The sequence below is a fragment of the Kocuria tytonis genome (genome assembly GCF_003226895.2).
GTDB lineage: Bacteria > Actinomycetota > Actinomycetes > Actinomycetales > Micrococcaceae > Kocuria > Kocuria tytonis.
On the sequence record NZ_PNJG02000002.1, the window covers coordinates 447,940 to 465,100 of the forward strand.

Here is a 17,161-nt window from a genome sequence, read left to right on the forward strand (position 1 = left end):
ATTCGGGAACGGGCCGGACCGGGCGCCCTCCACTGCGTTGTGCAGCACCTGACAACCCGGACCCGTCGAGTGGAAACGAGCACTGCCCGATGACGTTCTTCGAACTGACGGGATGGCCCGTCTTCATCGCCGTCTCGGTGGTGGCGGTCCTTCTCGTGGTGGTCACGGTGGGCGTCCTCCCCCGCCACCGACGGCCCGGTGCGGGCAAGTACGTGCTGCAGTTCGTCGCGGTGGTGCTCGTGCTCGTGTTCGCGCTCGCGGGGATCTTCCTGAAGATGAACATGGACAACCAGTGGTACTCGAGCTGGGGTGACCTGTTCTCGGACGGCGGTGGCGCGGTGACCACCGAGAGCGTGGGCGCGCTTCCCATGGCGGCGAAGGCCGTCGAGGAACTTCCGCACCGGCCCTTCACGGCGGCGCAGTCCGCACCCGCCAAGAACACGTTCTTCGGTTCCCAGCTGGACCCGGCCAACACCTCGGGGCAGTGGGTGAGCTTCAAGCTGCCCGGCGCGGAGTCCGGGACCACCCAGGACGCCACCGCCTGGCTGCCCCCCTCCTACATGAGCCAGCCGCACCGGGCGTACCCCTGATCACCGCGTTCACCGGGTTCCCGGGAGACGTGCGGACCTACACGAAGGCCATGGACATCGCCCACCACATCCGCACCGGTGTCTCGGAGGGAACCATGCGGGAGGCCATCGTGGTGATCCCGGACGTCTACCCCGGCAACAACGACACCGAGTGCGTGGACAGCTCCCACGGCCGGTGGGAGACCTACGTGAGCAGGGACGTGGTCTCGTGGACCCGGCAGAACCTGCGCGTCTCGGACGACCGGCGGGCCTGGGCCACCCTGGGGTACAGCGCCGGCGGGTGGTGCTCCACCATGTTCACGGTGCGCCATCCGGAGATCTGGGCCAGCAGCGTGAACCTGGCCGGGTACTTCCACCCGATGTACACCCGCGGGCAGCAGTGGAAGACCGCCGACCCCGCGTCCTACGACCTCGCGGCGCTCGTGCGTCGCAACAGACCGGACGTGGACATGTGGTTCTTCTCCGGCGGCGAGGACAAGATTTCCCGCGACGCCATCCGGGCGTTCTCGCCGTCCGTGTCCGCTCCCACCGGTCTGGTCTCCAACATCTCCCAGAGCGGCGGGCACCGGGTGGCCCTGTGGGAGGCGCAGCTGGATCCGGCCCTGACGTGGCTGGGTCGCACGTCACCCGCCTTCGCCGCCGTTCCCGCCTGATCCCGGAGAGACTCCATGAACGCACTGCAGTACGCCGGCACCGTGTTCGCCACGGCCCTGGGTGGTTTCGATCCCGTCCCGATGATCATCATGGCCGCGGCGCTGGGGGCCGGGGTGCGCCGGCGGCACATCCTGAGATCCTCCACCCTTCTCCTGGCCGGCACCGCGGCATGGGGGTTGGCGCTCACCCTCCTGGCGGGGCCCGTTCTGCGCAGCGTGGACTGGTGGGCGCTGGTCCGCCACGGCGACGTCGCGGCCTGGGTGGAGCTCGGGCTCGCCGTGGTCATCGGGGGATATGCCCTGTGGCGTCTCGTCTCACGCCGCCGTTCCGCGACGCAGGAGACCCCCGAGAAGCCGGCCGCCACGAACCCCTGGGCCCTGTACGTCACCGCAGTGGTCTTCGTGGGGATCGTGATCTTCGATCCCCCCTTCGACATCCACGTGGCCGTCGCGGCGTCCCAGCCGCTGCCGCGAGTGGTCCTCGGCTGGGTCGTGTGGGCGCTGGTGAGTCAGCTGGCCCTGACCCTGCTGGTGATCCTGACCCTGGTGGGCAGGCAGGAGCGCTTCTCACGCGTCATGCGCCGCGCGTGGACCGCGGTGGCGCCGTGGGTCAACCTCCTGGTCACCGCCCTGCTGGGGCTCGCCGCGGTGCTCATGGTCCTCGACGCGGCGATGTACCTGGTGATGGGGCGCTTCCTGATCGGGTGACCGGACCTCAGACCGCGGTCTGGGAGGCGGTGACGGGATGCCCGGCCGCCAGGCGGCGTCGTCGGTCCGCCCGCTGCCGCCGAACCCCGGCGAACGCCAGCAACGCTCCCGCGACGGAGAGTCCGCAGGCGACGACGGCGGGTGAGCGGTACCCGAAGCCGGCGGAGATCACCGCACCGCCCAGCAGGGCACCGATCGAGTTGGCCACGTTGAACGCCGCGTGGTTGAGGGAGGCCCCCATGAGCTCGGCGGGCCCGGCCGCGGTGATGAGCCAGCTCTGGATGCTCGGCATGATGTACGAGTTGACCAGGGACATCACGAAACCGGCCACGAAGATGCCCACGGGAGAACCCGCGAGCGCCCCCATCAGCAGCAGAGCCGCGGCCAGGGCGGGAAATCCCACGGCCATGGTCCGCCTGGCGCTGCGGTCGGCGCTGATGCCGCCCACCACGTTGCCGATGGTCATTCCCACGCCCACCACCGCGAGCAGCCACGGGATCCCCTCGGCCGGCAGGCCGGCGAGCTCACGGCCCATCTGGGACAGGTAGGTGTAGATCGCGAAGAACCCGCCGAAGCCCACTGCGGCGACCCCCATGACGATCCACACCTGGGGGCGCGCGAAGGCCAGCAGCTCACCCCGCCGGCTCGCTCCCAGCATCGGCTCCTGATGGGGCACCGTGAGCCAGAGCCCGATCACGGTGAGCACGAAGACCGCGGCCACGGCGCCGTACGCCATGCGCCAGCCGTACGCCTGGCCGATGGCCGTCATCACCGGCACACCCACCACGTTGGCCACCGTGAGACCCGAGAGCGCCAGCGCCACCCCCTTGGCCTGGTTGCCCGGGCCCATGACGGTGGCCGCCACCAGGGACGCGAGACCGAAGTAGGCGCCGTGCGGAAGACCGGCCAGGAACCGCACCACGATCAGCGCTGCGAAGGACGGCACCGCGGCGGAGGCGAGGTTGCCCGCGAGCAGCGCCGCCGCCATCACCAGCAGCATCACCGTGCGGGAGGACTTGGCGGCGACGAAGGAGATCACGGGGGCTCCCACCACCACGCCCACGGCGTAGGCGCTCACCAGCCACCCGGCCCGGGCGATGCCGGTCTCCGGAGAGGACCCGAAGAGACCGGGCATGAGGTCCTGTGCGATCTGGGGCAGCAGGCCCATGGACGCGAATTCGGTGCATCCGATGCCGAACCCTCCGAGGGCCAGGGCGAGCAGCGCAAGTCGACGGCGTGCGGGAGTCAGCTGGGTCACGACCACATGGCCTTTCGGGGATCCGACAACGGGACGAGGGGGCGGGCAGGGAACACACCACCCGGCGGGTGCCCTCCCCCGCGGAGCGGGGGATGCACGTGCGTGTCGAGCACAGTCGTGACCGGACACGAATCAGTGGAACGCGGCCGGGGCAGGAATTATTCGCGCACCCGCACCCGTGTGGGTGAGATCACCGGGGCGCTTCTCCCCACCCGGTGCACGAAACTTGTCCACAGGTGTGGAGAAGAGTGTGAATATCTCGGAGAACATGTGTGTGCACTGCCCTCGCTGCCTTGCATCCGACTATCCACAGCACTGTTCACAGCTGTGGAATTACACGCGTGTGAGTTGTCGACAGGTGTGGACAACCACTGTGGAGAACTGCCCCGGCGGGCTGCTCTCAGAGCCGCGGGCGAAGGCCCGGAACCATGAGGAGGCCCACGACGGCCCCGGTCGCCAGTCCACCGAGGTGCGCCTGCCACGCAATGCCGCCCACCAGGAAGCCGAAGGCCAGGTTGATGGCGATCAGCACCGTGATGGGCACGACGCTGTTCCTGAAGTGCCGCATGAACACGAACATGGCACCGAACAGTCCGAAGATCCCGCCGGAGGCACCGATGACCAGCACCCACGGATCGCCCCACAGGAACACCCCCGCCGAACCCCCCAGGACGGAGGCGAGGAACAGCACGGTGAACCGCCATGCCCCGAGCAGCGGTTCGAGCATCCGCCCGAAGAGGTAGAGGGTGTACATGTTGAGCAGCAGGTGCACGGGCGAGGGCATGGCGTGCACGAATCCGCTGGTGAGCACCCGCCACGGCTGGGCCTGCGTCAGGGCGGGGGCGTACCCCAGGATGGTCGAGAGGTCGTAGGGGGTGAGCACACGCGTGGCCCACTGCAGCCCCCACATGAGCACGCACACGCCGATGAGCACCCACGTGACGGGCCAGCCGCTGCGACGCCCGCGACCACGCCGCCCGGGATCATGGCGTCCGGGTCCCGAGGTCTCGAGGGGCTGCTCGGGCGGGATCTGGTTCATGGGGTCTCCGGCATGTCAGGTGGTCGAGAGGGCGAAGGCCCCGAAGACGGGCGAAGCCCACCCGGTGACCGGGTGGGCTCCGTTCCGAGAGCGGCAGAGGTGCTCAGAGCGCTTCCACGTCGATGGAGGTGATCACGCAGTCCTCCACGGGACGGTCCTGACCGCCGGTGCGGACCTCGTTGAGCTCGTCCACGACCTTCTTGGAGGCGTCGTCCGCCACCTCACCGAAGATGGTGTGCTTGCCCTGCAGCCACGTGGTGGGTGCCGTGGTGATGAAGAACTGGGAGCCGTTGGTGCCGCGGCCGTTGCGGGTCCCGGCGTTGGCCATGGCCAGCATGTACGGGGCGTTGAAGTTCAGCTCCGGGTGGATCTCGTCGTCGAAGTTGTAGCCCGGGCCGCCGATGCCCTGGCCCAGCGGGTCACCGCCCTGGATCATGAAGTCCTTGATGATGCGGTGGAAGACGACGTCCTTGTAGAGCGGGCCGTCCTGCTTCTCTCCGGTGCGGGGATCCGCCCAATCCTGGGTCCCGTCCGAGAGACCCACGAAGTTCTTGACGGTCTTGGGCGCGTGGTTGCCGAAGAGCTCCACCACGATGTCCCCGTGGTTCGTGTGGATGGTGGCCTTGTGCGTCGCATTGGCGGAAGTCATGGGTGTCATTCTGGCACGGGCGTCCCGGAGGCGTCAGGACGGGTGGAAGTTGTTCAGCGCACAGTGAAAAGCACGGTGGGTCACGGTGAACCCGGGGGTCACACGGGGTGCAGAACGTATGCTGGGGGTGGAGATCTACACCATCACCACTGTCGGAGGGAGACATCATGAGCTTGTTCAAGAGCAATGCCCAGAAGCAGGCCAAGGCCGCCAACAAGGCCGCTGAGTCCAAGGTCGTCAACGCCGGGGACTGGCTGTCCGCGGAGATCGGCGAACTCGGCGAGAAGCTGCAGCAGGGTGTGCAGGCGGGTGCTTCCGCGCTCGCGAGCGGCGTGGAGGCCACCGGCCCGTACGTCCAGGACGGTCTGGGCAAAGCCCAGGGCCTCGGGGACGACGTCAAGCAGCGCGGCGAGAAGGCCAAGGCCGCCGGTGCCGCCGCTGCCGCACCCCTGGCCGCGAAGGCCGCGAAGAAGACCGCGACCGGTCGTGCCGCCGCCCAGGAGAAGTACTCCGGCGCCGTGGCCGCACTGGCCGGCAAGGTCGCGGACACGGACACCTCGGACCAGTTCGACGCTCTCGTGGCCAAGCTGACGGGTGACAAGAAGACCGTCAAGCGCATCCAGAAGGCCGCTCGGAACTCGGCCAGGGACTACGCCAAGCAGCAGAAGAAGGCCCAGGGCGGCCACAAGGGCCTGCTGGTCCTCGGTCTGCTCGCGGCCGGCGGCGTGGCCGGTGTGGCCGCGTGGCGTGCCTCCCGCCCGGTCCAGGATCCCTGGAAGACCCCCGCCACGGCGTCGCCGCGCGTGTCGGCGTCCCCCGTCAACACCAACTCCACGGTTGCCGCGGGCACCGGCGTGAAGGTGGACGACGTCAAGGACCCCACCTCCTCCGCACACAAGGAGGGCACCGCCTCCCAGGCCGCCCACCGCGCCACGGACAGCGTGAAGTCCGTCGCGGAGGACGCCAAGCAGACCGTCAACGAGGTCAAGGAGCAGATCAAGGGCTCCAAGACCGAGGACGACTCCAAGCTCGGCTCTGCGGACAACAACTCCAAGCACAACCCGGGCGGCCCCAAGCACTGAGCCCCCGCCGGATGCCCTGACGGGCAGCCCGCCGTGCCGACGACGCCGCGTTCCCCGCGAGGGGGGCGCGGCGTCGTCGTGTTACGGTCCGGCTCGCGAGCGACGGGGCGGGGCGGCGCGGGGACCGTCAGGAGAGGATCCCCGCGACCGTGTCGTAGGCCTGGTACACCCCCAGGATGATGAAGAGCACGGCGCACACCACCAGAACGGCATTGGTGAACATGCCGTTGCGCCAGCGCTCGGGCGTGCGGGACGTGTTGAGCAGCCCCAGCAGCGTGATCGCCAGAAACGGCATGAAGAGCGCGCCCAGCACGCCGTAGAGCAGGATCAGGAACACGGGCTTGTCCAGCAGCAGCAGCACCATGGGTGGGAACGTGAGCCAGAACAGGTAGAACTTGAAGTACCTGCCACCGCTCAGGGTGTCCGGGTGACCACTGTGCTTGTGGCGCACGTTGCCCCAGTAGTCCGCGAACATCAGAGAAACCCCGGACCACACGCCCACCACGGACGAGAACGAGGCGGCCCAGAACCCCACGAGGAACGTCACTCCGATCACGTCCCCGTAGCGCTCCCGCAGCACCTGGTCCAGGTCCAGCAGCCCCTTGTCCCCGGCGCTGACCGCGTATCCCGCGGAGTACAGCACCTCGGCGCCCACCACGAGCATCGCGAGGACGAAGATGCCGGTGACCGCGTACGCCACGGTGTTGTCCAGCTGCATCACCCGCATCCAGCGTGGCTGGTGCCACCCCTTCTCACGCAGCCAGTAGCCGTACGCCGCGAGGGTGATGGTGCCGCCCACGCCACCGGCCAGAGCGAGGGTGTAGACCACACCGCCCTGCGGGATCACGGGGATCAGGCCGGTGATCATCCGCGGGACGTCGGGCAGGGTGATGACCGCGAGACCCACCACGACCAGGAACATCAGCCCCACCATGGCGGCCGTGATCTTCTCGACGACGGCATAGCGCCCCGCCCACACGATCGCGAATCCCAGCAGCCCCATGATCACGGCCCACGCCCACAGGGGCAGGAACGGGAACAGCGCCGCGAGCGGCAGCGCGGAGGAGGACATGGCCGTTGCGCCGTACACGAATCCCCAGATCAGGATGTACGGACCGAAGTACCAGGACGTCCACCGCCCCAGCGAGCGCCAGCCCTCGAAGATGGTCCGCCCGCTCGCGAGCGAGTAGCGGCCCGCGCCCTCCACGAGCACGATCTTCATGACGGTTCCCGCGATGACCGCCCACAGCAGGGTGTACCCGTAGCGGGAGCCGGCGGTCAGGGTGGCCACCATGTCCGCCGCGCCCACACCCGTGGCGGCGACCACCAGGCCCGGGCCGATCAGCTTCCACCGCTCGATCTTCTCCAGCGGCTCGTGCGGGTCCACCGTGGACAGCGGCTGCAGCGGGGTCTCGTGGGGCATTCGGCTTCTCCGCACGTCGGCATGAGGGTGGTCACAGTTCTCGCCCCCAAGTCTGTCACGGTGCCCGCACTCACCGGCCCTGCATGGCGGCCCGTGGCACGTGTCCGCGCACCACTGCCCCTCCTGGGTTGCGCCACACCGTGCGGACGACGCCGCGGGGCCACCACCGCGCCGCCACCCCCCCCCGTGCACGGCCGTGCACGGCCCGCCGGGTCAGGGGGAAGGTGAAACGACCCGGGACGCGAAAGACCTCCGGGCCCCTGCGCGGTGCAGGGACCCGGAGGTCGTGTGTGGAGCCTAGGAGATTCGAACTCCTGACATCTGCCTTGCAAAGGCAGCGCTCTACCAACTGAGCTAAGGCCCCGTGTTCGGTTGTGGCGCCTTCCCCGCGGGGAGAACGCCGCACCACGGACGGTCAGTCCACGGGATCCACTGCCGAATTCCATGCTTCGCGTTTGGCTTCCGCGTCACGCCAGGACTTGAAGGCGGCCACGGACAGGCCGGTGAGAGCAACCAGGGCCGCAATGCGTGACTTCACGGGAGCCTCCGGACGAGCCGAACTCGCGGTGGTGGGAATTCGATGGGTGGGCGTACCAGGAATTGAACCTGGGACCTCTTCGTTATCAGCGAAGCGCTCTAACCGTCTGAGCTATACGCCCCCAGCATGGCCGAACCGAGCATTCTCTGGCTGGCCACGCCAAGACTTTACCGGATGGTTCGCGCCCGCACCAAATCTGGGCGGCCGCGCGTCAGTCGTCGGTGAGGGTCACGCCGATGCCGCCGATAAGCGACGCCGCGATGTTGTAGAGCAGCGCCCCGAGCACGGAGAGCACCGACAGCAGGATCACGTTGACCACGGAGATCACCGTGGCAAACAGGGCCACGTTCCCGAGCGAGAGGAACTTCTTGATGTCGGCTCCCCCGGCGCTGCCGCCCAGCATGGACAGCAGCTCGTTGATGCCGTCGAACATGCCCGTGAGGCTCAGCACGATCCACAGCACCAGGGACGCCACCACCGTGATGATGCCGAGCGCCACGGAGAGCAGGAACGCCAGCTTCAGCACCGACCACGTGTCCACCTTGGACACCACCAGACGAGCACGGCGCACCCTGGCACGAGGGGCGGGGCGCACGAGTCCCTTGGCGGATTTCTTCCCGTTCTGGGGGGACGGCGACTTCTGGGGGGAAGAAGTCTTCACGGGTTGCCCCGTTTTCGAGGCCGAGCTCGCGCTCATGCGTTACCTCCGTTGTCGTTGTGCTCCAACGCTACTGCATCGTCCTGCCCGGCAGATGCATCCTCGCTGGTCCCTGTCTCCTCCGCGGTGCTCTCCCCGGAGCCGGCCGCGGACGCCGCCTCACCCGTGACGACGTCGCTCCCCGCGGCGGTCGAGGCGGCGTCCTCCTCGGCCACTTCCTTCTCGATCTCACGCTCCGCGTTGCGGGCCACACCCACGATGGTGTCGTTGGCGCCGGGCTTCGCGAAGATCACGCCCATGGTGTCGCGCCCGCGGGCGGGAACCTCGCTCACGGTGGAGCGGACCACCTTCCCGCTCTCCATGACCACGAGGACCTCGTCGTTCTCGCCCACGATCAGACCGCCCACGAGCCCGCCACGGACCTCGGCGAGCTTGGCCACCTTGATGCCCAGGCCACCGCGGCCCTGCACCCGGTACTCCTGCACCGCCGTGCGCTTCGCGTAGCCACCCTCGGTCACCACGAACACGTGGGAGTCGTCGCTGACCACGTTGGCGGAGAGCAGCTCGTCACCGGAGCGGAACTTCATGCCTGTGACACCGGAGGTGGCGCGGCCCATGGGACGCAGGGCGTCGTCGTCGGCCGTGAAGCGCAACGACTGGCCGTGGCGGGAGATCAGCATGACGTCGTCGTCCGTGTCCACGAGCATCGCGGAGACGAGCTCGTCGTCCTCGCGCAGGTTGATCGCGATCACGCCGGCGGAACGGTTGGTGTCGTAGTCCGTGAGGCGGGACTTCTTGACCAGACCGTTGCGCGTGGCGAGCACCAGGTAGGGGGCGTCCTGGTAGGAGTGCAGCTCCATGACCTTGGCGATGCGCTCCTCGGGCTGGAACTCCATGAGGTTGGCCACGTGCTGGCCCTTGGCGTCGCGCCCGGCCTCCACGAACTCGTAGGCCTTGACCCGGTAGACCCGCCCGAGCGTGGTGAAGAACAGGATCCAGTTGTGGGTGCTGGTGACGAAGAAGTGCTCCACCACGTCGTCGCCGCGCAGCTGTGCACCCTTGATGCCGCGGCCGCCGCGGTGCTGGGCGCGGTACTCGTCCGCGCGCGTCCGCTTCACGTAGCCGTCGCGGGTAATGGTGACCACCACCTGCTGCTGGGGAATCAGGTCCTCCATGGAGACGTCCCCGTCGAAGCCGTAGAGCACCTCGGTGCGGCGGTCGTCCCCGTAGCGGTCCACGATGTCCGTGAGCTCCTCGGAGATGATCTCGCGCTGGCGCGCCTCGGACGCGATGATCGCCTCGTACTCGGCGATCAGGCGCTGCAGCTCGGCGTGCCGGTCCTGGATCTTCTGCCGCTCCAGGGCGGCCAGGCGGCGCAGCTGCATGTTCAGGATGGCCTGCGCCTGGGCCTCGTCGATCCCGAGCAGCTCCATGAGCCCGGTGCGCGCCTCCTCCACGGTGGGCGAGCGGCGGATCAGGGCGATGACCTCGTCCAGGGCGTCCAGGGCCTTGAGCAGCCCCAGCAGGATGTGCGCCTCCTCCTGCGCCTGCTTCAGGCGGTACCGGGTGCGCCGGACGATGACTTCCATCTGGTGCGTGACCCAGTGGTGCACGAACGCGTCCAGGGACAGGGTGCGCGGCACACCGTCCACGAGCGCGAGCATGTTCGCGGAGAAGTTCTCCTGCAGCTGGGTGTGCTTGTAGAGGTTGTTGAGCACCACCTTGGGCACGGCGTCCCGCTTGAGCACGATCACCAGGCGCTGACCGGTGCGGCCCGAGGTCTCGTCCCGCATGTCCGCAATGCCCTGGACCTTGCCGTCCTTGACCAGGTCCGCGATCTTGATGGCCAGGTTGTCCGGGTTGACCTGGTACGGCAGCTCGGTGACCACCAGGCACGTCCGACCGTGGATCTCCTCCACACTGACCACGGCCCGCTGGGTGATGGACCCGCGGCCGGTGCGGTAGGCCTGCTCGATGCCCTTGTGGCCCAGGATCTGCGCGCCGGACGGGAAGTCCGGGCCCTTGATCCGCTTGATGAGCTCCTCCAGCAGGGTCTCGCGGTCCACGTCCGGGTGCTGCAGGTACCACTGCACGCCGTCCGCGACCTCGCGCAGGTTGTGCGGCGGGATGTTGGTGGCCATGCCCACGGCAATGCCCGAGGAGCCGTTGACCAGCAGGTTCGGGAAGCGCGCCGGCAGCACCGTGGGCTCCTGCTGCTTGCCGTCGTAGTTGTCCTGGAAGTCCACGGTGTCCTCGTGGATGTCCCGGACCATCTCCATGGCCAGCGGCGCCATCTTGGTCTCGGTGTACCGCGGTGCGGCGGCGCCGTCGTTGCCCGGGGAGCCGAAGTTCCCCTGGCCGAGGGCCAGCGGGTAGCGCATGATCCAGCTCTGGATCAGGCGCACCAGGGCGTCGTAGATCGCGGAGTCGCCGTGCGGGTGGTAGTTGCCCATCACGTCGCCCACCACGCGGGCGCACTTGTTGAAGGAGCGCTCCGGGCGGTAGCCGCCGTCGTACATCGTGTAGAGCACGCGGCGGTGCACCGGCTTGAGACCGTCGCGGACGTCCGGCAGGGCCCGGCCCACGATCACGGCCATCGCGTAGTCCAGGTAGGAGCGCTGCATCTCCGTCTGGAGATCGATCTGCTCCACGCGGTCCCCGGCGGTCGCCACGTCATCGACCACGACCCCTTCGACCGCCTCGGGGGTGTTCTCCGGATCCACGGGAGTGTTGCCGTCCTGCGTCTCGTCACTCATGCGTTGCTGTCCGTTCCTTCTGAGCTCTCACGGTCCACTGTTCATGCCGGTGGGGGAATATCCGGCGGGTGACATGCCTAGATGTCGAGGAACCGAATGTCCTTGGCGTTCTGCTGGATGAACTCGCGGCGGGACTCCACGTCCTCGCCCATGAGCACCGAGAAGATCTGGTCCGCCGCCGCGGCGTCGTCCATGGTGACCTGCAGCAGCGTGCGGTGCTCAGGATCCATGGTGGTGTCCCACAGCTCGGTGTAGTCCATCTCGCCCAGGCCCTTGTAGCGCTGGATCCCGTTGTCCTTGGGCAGCCGACGGTTTTCGGCCAGGCCCCTGGCCAGGGCGGCGTCCCGCTCGGCGTCGGAGAACACGTAGTCGTGGGGTGCGTTGGACCACTTGATCCGGTACAGCGGCGGCTGCGCGAGGTACACGTAGCCGTGCTCGATCAGCGGACGCATGAACCGGAACAGCAGCGTGAGCAGCAGCGTGGTGATGTGCTGACCGTCCACGTCCGCGTCCGCCATGAGCACGATCTTGTGGTAGCGGGCCTTCTCGATGTCGAAGTCGTCCCCGATCCCGGCACCGAAGGCCGTGATCATGGACTGCACCTCGGCGTTGGACAGCGCCCGGTCCAGGCGGGCGCGCTCCACGTTCAGGATCTTGCCGCGCAGCGGGAGGATGGCCTGGTGGGCGGGATCGCGTCCCTGCACGGCCGAGCCCCCGGCGGAATCGCCCTCCACGATGTAGATCTCGGATCTCGTGGGGTCCTTGGAGGAGCAGTCCTTGAGCTTGCCGGGCATCCCGCCGGACTCCAGCAGGCCCTTGCGGCGGGTGGTCTCACGTGCCTTGCGGGCCGCGAGCCGTGCCTGGGACGCGTAGATCGCCTTGCGGATGATGTCCTTGGCCGGGTTCGGGTTGCGCTCCAGCCATGCACCGAAGAGCTCGAACATCTCGCGCTGCACGAAGGTCCTGGCCTCGGAGTTGCCCAGCTTGGTCTTGGTCTGGCCCTCGAACTGCGGTTCCGAGAGCTTGATGGAGATCACCGCGGTGAGACCCTCACGGACGTCCTCGCCCGTGAGGTTGTCGTCCTTGTCCCGCAGCAGCTTGTTCTCGCGGGCGTAGCGGTTGATCAGCGTGGTCAGCGCGGTGCGGAAGCCCTCCTCGTGGGTGCCGCCCTCGTGCGTGTTGATCGTGTTGGCGTACGTGTGCACGGACTCGTTGAACGCCGTGGTCCACTGCATGGCCAGTTCCAGGGACATCTTCTTGTCCGGATCGTCCACCTCCAGGGAGATGACGTCCTCGTGGATGAGATCGGCCTTCTTGGAGGAGTTGAGGAACGTGACGTAGTCCAGCAGACCGTGCTCGTAGCAGTAGACCACCTGGCGCGCGCCCGCGACGGCGGCCACGGCGTCGTCGGAGCCGACCGTGCCGCCGTCCTGGCCCTCGAGCGGACCGGTGGTGTCCGCGGGGGTGTCCCCGGCGATCTCCTCGCCGGTCTCGTCCGAGGCGCGCTCGTCCGTGAGGGTGATGCGCAGGCCCTTGTTCAGGAACGCCATCTGCTGGAAGCGCGCCCGCAGGGTCTCGAAGTCGAAGTCGACCGTCTCGAAGATCTCGGCGTCCGGGTAGAACACCTGGGTGGTGCCGGTCTCCTCCGTCTCCTCCCCGCGCACCAGCTCGCCCTGGGGGCGGCCGCCGTTCGCGAAGCTCATCCGCCACGCGTACCCCTGCCGGCGCACCTCGGTGTCCACGCGTGAGGACAGCGCATTGACCACGGAAATGCCCACACCGTGCAGACCGCCGGAGACCGCGTACCCGCCACCGCCGAACTTGCCGCCGGCGTGCAGGATGGTCATGACCACCTCCACGGTGGGCCTGCCCTCGGTGGGGTGCATGTCCACGGGAATGCCGCGGCCGTTGTCCGACACGCGGACGCCGCCGTCCGCCTGCAGGGTCACCTCGATGTGGTCGCAGTACCCCGCGAGCGCCTCGTCCACGGAGTTGTCGACCACCTCGTAGACCAGGTGGTGCAGACCCCTGGGACCCGTGGAGCCGATGTACATGCCCGGGCGCTTCCTGACCGCCTCGAGACCTTCCAGGACGGTGATGTCGCTCGCGCCGTACTCGTGCGGTAGGGGATTCTCTGTAGCCACGGGGTCTCCGGTCCTCCTGCGTAATCGATGGCGATCGTCGCCCGGCCCACATGAGTACAGCCGATGAGACGGCTCGCGGCTCATCGGCTGGCGGGACGAAAAGATCTGTGGCCTCCCATTCTAGCGGATGTTCGTCTCGTTCAAGCGCTCAACGGCCCGTAGCGGCGACAGGACCCCGTGTCGCAGGGTGGAGCCATTTCCGGGGTGCGGCGCGGCTCGCGCGAATCTGGCGCCTTTTGAGGCCGGTGAGAACTCCCGGGCCCGTCGATTTCAGCCGTAGGTGTCCCGTGGGCCCCTCCCCTGCACCGCCCAGCGGCCGCGTTTCCAGCTGGGTCCCACGGGACCGTGGATCTCCAGGCGCGTGACGATGCCCTCCCCCAGCCGGTCCGCGAAGTTCCTGAGGATCTCGGACTGGATCAGCCGCAGCTGCGTGGCATAGGCCGTGGAGTCGCAGCGCACCCGCACCACCGTGTCCTCGAAGTGCTCGGGCCACGAGTGCTCCGCGTTGCGCGTGCCCACGAGGGAGGGCCAGTCCGCGAGCACGCTGCTCACGTTCACGGGGGTCTTCCAGCCCCGGTGGGTCATCAGGGTGTCCACCACCGAGGACAGCGGCCGGGGATCCCGCGCGGACCGCCCCGGCCCGGAGAAGCCACCCATCTGCCGGGGATCCGTGCCCAGCCGGTTCTGGCTGCGCAGCGCCGGGGATCCTCGCCCCTCCTCCATGGCCGTGCCGAACGCCCGCATGTTCTTCGCCGCCGCCGCTTTGGACAACCGCGTGTCCCCGCGGTCCTGCGCCGCTTTGCGGGCCCGTTGCAGCGCGACGGCCGCGGCGTCCACCACGTCCCGGTGCGCGGGTTCACTCATCGCCCGCGGACTCCTCGGCCTTGCGGGTCCGGTCCTGTGACGGCACCGCGTCGTTCCCTCGTGCCCCGCGGGTGCCCGCCGGATCCGCGACCGCCCCGCCCGTTCCGGCGTGCGCCGCGTGGGGGACCGCCGGTCCGGGACCCGGCCGGGCCGCGTCGTCCTGCCGCGCGGTGGGCGACGTCGCCGCGTCCCGCACACGCACCCGTCCCTGCTCCACGTCGACCACCGTGTGCGAGTGCTCGAGCAGCGCGGCGGGCAGGTCCTCGTCCACCGCCGCGGTGACCAGCACCTGCTCCGCCTGGCGCACCAGTTCGGCCAGACGACGGCGACGGCGCGCGTCCAGTTCCGCGAACACGTCGTCCAGGATGAGGACGGGAGCCGAGCCCTGCCCCGGATCGTCGGCGAGGTGGACGTACCAGGAGCCCAGGCGCAGGGCGAGCGCGGTGGACCACGTCTCCCCGTGGGAGGCGTATCCCTTGGCGGGCGTGTCCCCCAGGCGGATCAGGAGGTCGTCGCGGTGCGGACCCACCAGGGTGATGCCGCGCTCCCGCTCCTGGCGCTCCGTGCGCTCGAACGCCTGCATCATGAGCTCGTGGAGGTCCGCCACGGAGAAGTGCTCGAGGGCCTGCTGGTCCACCCCCGGCGCCACGGACGAGCTCTCGTAGCCGAGCGAAACGTGCTTGGGCCCGTCCGTGAGCTGCTGGTACGCCCTGTCCACCTCGGGTTCGAGAGCGTTCAGCAGCTGCAGCCGCGCACCCATGACGGCGGCGCCGGCGCGGGCCAGCTGGTCGTTCCACACGGCGAGGGTGGCCCGGTCCGAGTCCGAGAAGCCCCGGGAACGGCGGGTGGACTTCAGCAGGGCGTTGCGCTGCTTCAGCGCGCGCTCGTAGTCGGACCGGGCGGCGGAGAGCACCGGACGCATCGACGTCGCGAGGTCGTCGAGAAAGCGGCGACGGTGCGAGGGATCGCCCTTGACCAGGGTGAGGTCCTCCGGCGAGAAGAGCACCGTGTGGAGGGTGCCGAGGGCCTCACGGGCCCGCACCGGGGCGGCCCGGTTGATCTGCACCCGGTTGGCACGCGCCGCGTTGAGCTCGTACTCCAGGACGGTGCGCTGGCCGCCCCGGTTCACCCGGACCCGAATGATCGCGCGGTCCGCTCCCGTGGTGATGAGCGGACCGTTGCCCGAGACCCGGTGCGATCCCAGGGTCGCCGCCCAGTCCACGGCCTCCACGATGTTGGTCTTGCCCACCCCGTTGGGACCCACGAAGACCGTGAGCCCCGGGGTCAGCGAGAGGTCCAGACCGTGGTAGGTCCGGAAATCCAGCAGCGAGAGGTGGTCTACGAACACACGATCACTGGTTGGGCAGTCGAACCGGCATGAGCAGGTACTTGTAGTCCACGTCGTCCTCGCCCTCCGGCTCCTTCTGCGCGGACAGCACCGCGGGCTTGGGCGGAGCGGTGAAGGAGAACCGGACGTACGCGGAGTCGAAGGCGTGCAACCCCTCGGACAGGTACGTGGGGTTGAAGGCCACGGTGATGTCGTCCCCGTTGAGCTGCGCCTCCAGGACCTCCGAGGCCTGGGCGTCCTCGCCGGTGCCGGCGTCCAGTGCCACCTGGCCCGCGCTGAACGCCAGCCGCACGGGGGTGTTGCGCTCGGCCACGAGGGACACGCGCCGCACGGCCTCGACGAGTTCCGAGGTGCGGACCACCGCGGTGATCGGGGTGTGCTCCGGGAACAGCGAGCGGATCTTGGGATACTCGCCGTCGATCAGCAGACTCGTGGTGCGTCGGCCGCCCGACTCGAAGCCCACGAGCTCCGTGTTCTCGGCCAGGGCCATGTTCACGTCCCCGGAGGAACCCAGGGTCTTGGCGATGTCGTTGAGGGTCTTGGCCTTGACGAGTGCCGCGGTGGAGATGGTGGGATCCGTGGGGCGCCACGTCAGTTCCCGCATGGCCAGGCGGTAGCGGTCCGTGGCCAGCAGGGTCATCTTCTCGCCCTCGATCTCCATGCGGATGCCGGTGAGGATCGGGAGGGTGTCGTCCTTGGACGCGGCGATGTTCACCTGGGCCACGGCGTGGGCGAACTCGTCCCCCGAGACCACACCGGAGAGCTCCGGGAGCCCCGGCAGCTGGGGGTAGTCCTCCACCGGCATGGCCGCGAGGTTGAACTTGGAGGACCTGCAGGTGAGTGTCACCTTCCCGCCGTCGGCCTCCAGCTGGACCGGCGCGGACGGCAGCGAGCGGCAGATGTCCGCGAGCAGCCGCCCGGAGACCAGGGTGGTGCCCTCCTCCACGACGTCGGCGCTGATCGTGAGGCGAGCGGAGATCTCGTAGTCGAAGCTCGCAATGGACAGCGAACCGTTCTCGGCCCTGATGAGCAGTCCGGAGAGCACGGGCACCGGGGGACGCGGGGACAGTGAACGAGCAGTCCATGTGACTGCTTCAGCCAGTACGTCGCGCTCGACCGAAAACTTCACGAAGGTGCCCCTCTTCTGGCGGTGGACGGAAGTGTCTTCCCTGCATCGTATCGGGCCCGGAGGAAGGCGCCCGCATGCCGAGCGAGCGTGTGCTGCGTGAGCTGCATCGGAGCACGCGGCGATTCATGTAATTACAGAGATCCTCGAGCTCGGGTCACGGTGTGCGGGGAAGAAATTTTGTTGTTCGGTGGATCTTCTCTTAAGGGTCAGAAGTGTTAATAACCCCTGTGGACTCTGTGGATAACTGCCTGCATCCCAGCGTCCGCACCGGTTCGAGGTGTTGACGGGGTGTGGACCACCGAGCGGTGTCCTGTGAGCGGTG

Annotated in this window: 14 protein-coding genes and 2 tRNA genes; 4 read left to right on the forward strand and 12 right to left on the reverse strand. The window is 68.6% G+C overall.

The window, feature by feature from the left end:
* The first annotated feature begins 89 nt into the window (after positions 1-89).
* From C1C97_RS12545 to C1C97_RS07930, 3 genes are read left to right on the forward strand one after another with little or no spacing between them, the layout of a single operon-like run.
* Positions 90-590 carry a hypothetical protein gene (locus C1C97_RS12545; protein ID WP_233542821.1) on the forward strand — a complete coding sequence of 167 codons (501 nt, stop codon included), beginning with the start codon at positions 90-92 and terminating at the stop codon, positions 588-590.
* A 29-nt stretch (positions 591-619) separates the two neighbouring features.
* Positions 620-1,243, forward strand: coding sequence for an alpha/beta hydrolase-fold protein (locus tag C1C97_RS12550; protein WP_233542822.1), 624 nt, complete (start codon positions 620-622; stop codon positions 1,241-1,243).
* A gap of 15 nt (positions 1,244-1,258) precedes the next feature.
* Complete coding sequence (locus C1C97_RS07930) at positions 1,259-1,951, forward strand: hypothetical protein (protein ID WP_121031079.1); 693 nt, start codon at positions 1,259-1,261, stop codon at positions 1,949-1,951.
* A 7-nt stretch (positions 1,952-1,958) separates the two neighbouring features.
* On the opposite strand, the gene C1C97_RS07935 is transcribed toward C1C97_RS07930, so the two are convergent.
* The 3 genes from C1C97_RS07935 to C1C97_RS07945 all read right to left on the reverse strand — a co-directional run bounded on the left by C1C97_RS07935 (position 1,959) and on the right by C1C97_RS07945 (position 4,906).
* Complete coding sequence (locus C1C97_RS07935) at positions 1,959-3,209, reverse strand: MFS transporter (RefSeq protein WP_121031458.1); 1,251 nt, start codon at positions 3,207-3,209, stop codon at positions 1,959-1,961.
* Positions 3,210-3,609: 400 nt separating this feature from the next.
* Entirely contained in the window at positions 3,610-4,248 is a 639-nt protein-coding gene (locus C1C97_RS07940; RefSeq protein ID WP_110919187.1) for a rhomboid family intramembrane serine protease, read from the reverse strand.
* Between the two features lie 103 nt (positions 4,249-4,351).
* A complete protein-coding gene (locus C1C97_RS07945; protein ID WP_199712214.1) occupies positions 4,352-4,906 on the reverse strand; it encodes a peptidylprolyl isomerase in 555 nt (184 codons plus the stop codon).
* Positions 4,907-5,064: 158 nt separating this feature from the next.
* On the opposite strand from C1C97_RS07945, the gene C1C97_RS07950 reads away from it, so the two are divergent.
* Positions 5,065-5,979, forward strand: a complete 915-nt coding sequence (locus tag C1C97_RS07950) for a hypothetical protein (protein WP_110919189.1) — start codon at positions 5,065-5,067, stop codon at positions 5,977-5,979.
* A gap of 127 nt (positions 5,980-6,106) precedes the next feature.
* On the opposite strand, the gene C1C97_RS07955 is transcribed toward C1C97_RS07950, so the two are convergent.
* The 9 genes from C1C97_RS07955 to dnaN all read right to left on the reverse strand — a co-directional run bounded on the left by C1C97_RS07955 (position 6,107) and on the right by dnaN (position 16,839).
* Entirely contained in the window at positions 6,107-7,402 is a 1,296-nt protein-coding gene (locus tag C1C97_RS07955; protein ID WP_110919190.1) for an Nramp family divalent metal transporter, read from the reverse strand.
* A gap of 291 nt (positions 7,403-7,693) precedes the next feature.
* A tRNA-Ala gene (locus C1C97_RS07960) sits at positions 7,694-7,766 on the reverse strand.
* 221 nt (positions 7,767-7,987) lie between these two features.
* Positions 7,988-8,061, reverse strand: a tRNA-Ile gene (locus tag C1C97_RS07965).
* 90 nt (positions 8,062-8,151) lie between these two features.
* Positions 8,152-8,601 carry a DUF3566 domain-containing protein gene (locus C1C97_RS07970; RefSeq protein ID WP_325048964.1) on the reverse strand — a complete coding sequence of 150 codons (450 nt, stop codon included), beginning with the start codon at positions 8,599-8,601 and terminating at the stop codon, positions 8,152-8,154.
* Positions 8,602-8,633: 32 nt separating this feature from the next.
* Entirely contained in the window at positions 8,634-11,354 is a 2,721-nt protein-coding gene (gene gyrA, locus C1C97_RS07975; protein ID WP_121031083.1) for a DNA gyrase subunit A, read from the reverse strand.
* Between the two features lie 77 nt (positions 11,355-11,431).
* Positions 11,432-13,498 (reverse strand): DNA topoisomerase (ATP-hydrolyzing) subunit B, encoded by a 2,067-nt coding sequence (gyrB, locus tag C1C97_RS07980; RefSeq protein ID WP_121031085.1) that lies wholly within the window; start codon positions 13,496-13,498, stop codon positions 11,432-11,434.
* A gap of 270 nt (positions 13,499-13,768) precedes the next feature.
* On the reverse strand, positions 13,769-14,362 hold the full coding sequence (locus C1C97_RS07985; RefSeq protein WP_110919194.1) for a DUF721 domain-containing protein: 594 nt from the start codon (positions 14,360-14,362) through the stop codon (positions 13,769-13,771).
* On the reverse strand, positions 14,355-15,710 hold the full coding sequence (recF, locus tag C1C97_RS07990; RefSeq protein ID WP_233542823.1) for a DNA replication/repair protein RecF: 1,356 nt from the start codon (positions 15,708-15,710) through the stop codon (positions 14,355-14,357). Before recF ends, C1C97_RS07985 begins: the two co-directional genes overlap by 8 nt.
* A gap of 4 nt (positions 15,711-15,714) precedes the next feature.
* A complete protein-coding gene (dnaN, locus tag C1C97_RS07995) occupies positions 15,715-16,839 on the reverse strand; it encodes a DNA polymerase III subunit beta (protein WP_110919196.1) in 1,125 nt (374 codons plus the stop codon).
* Positions 16,840-17,161 lie beyond the last annotated feature (322 nt).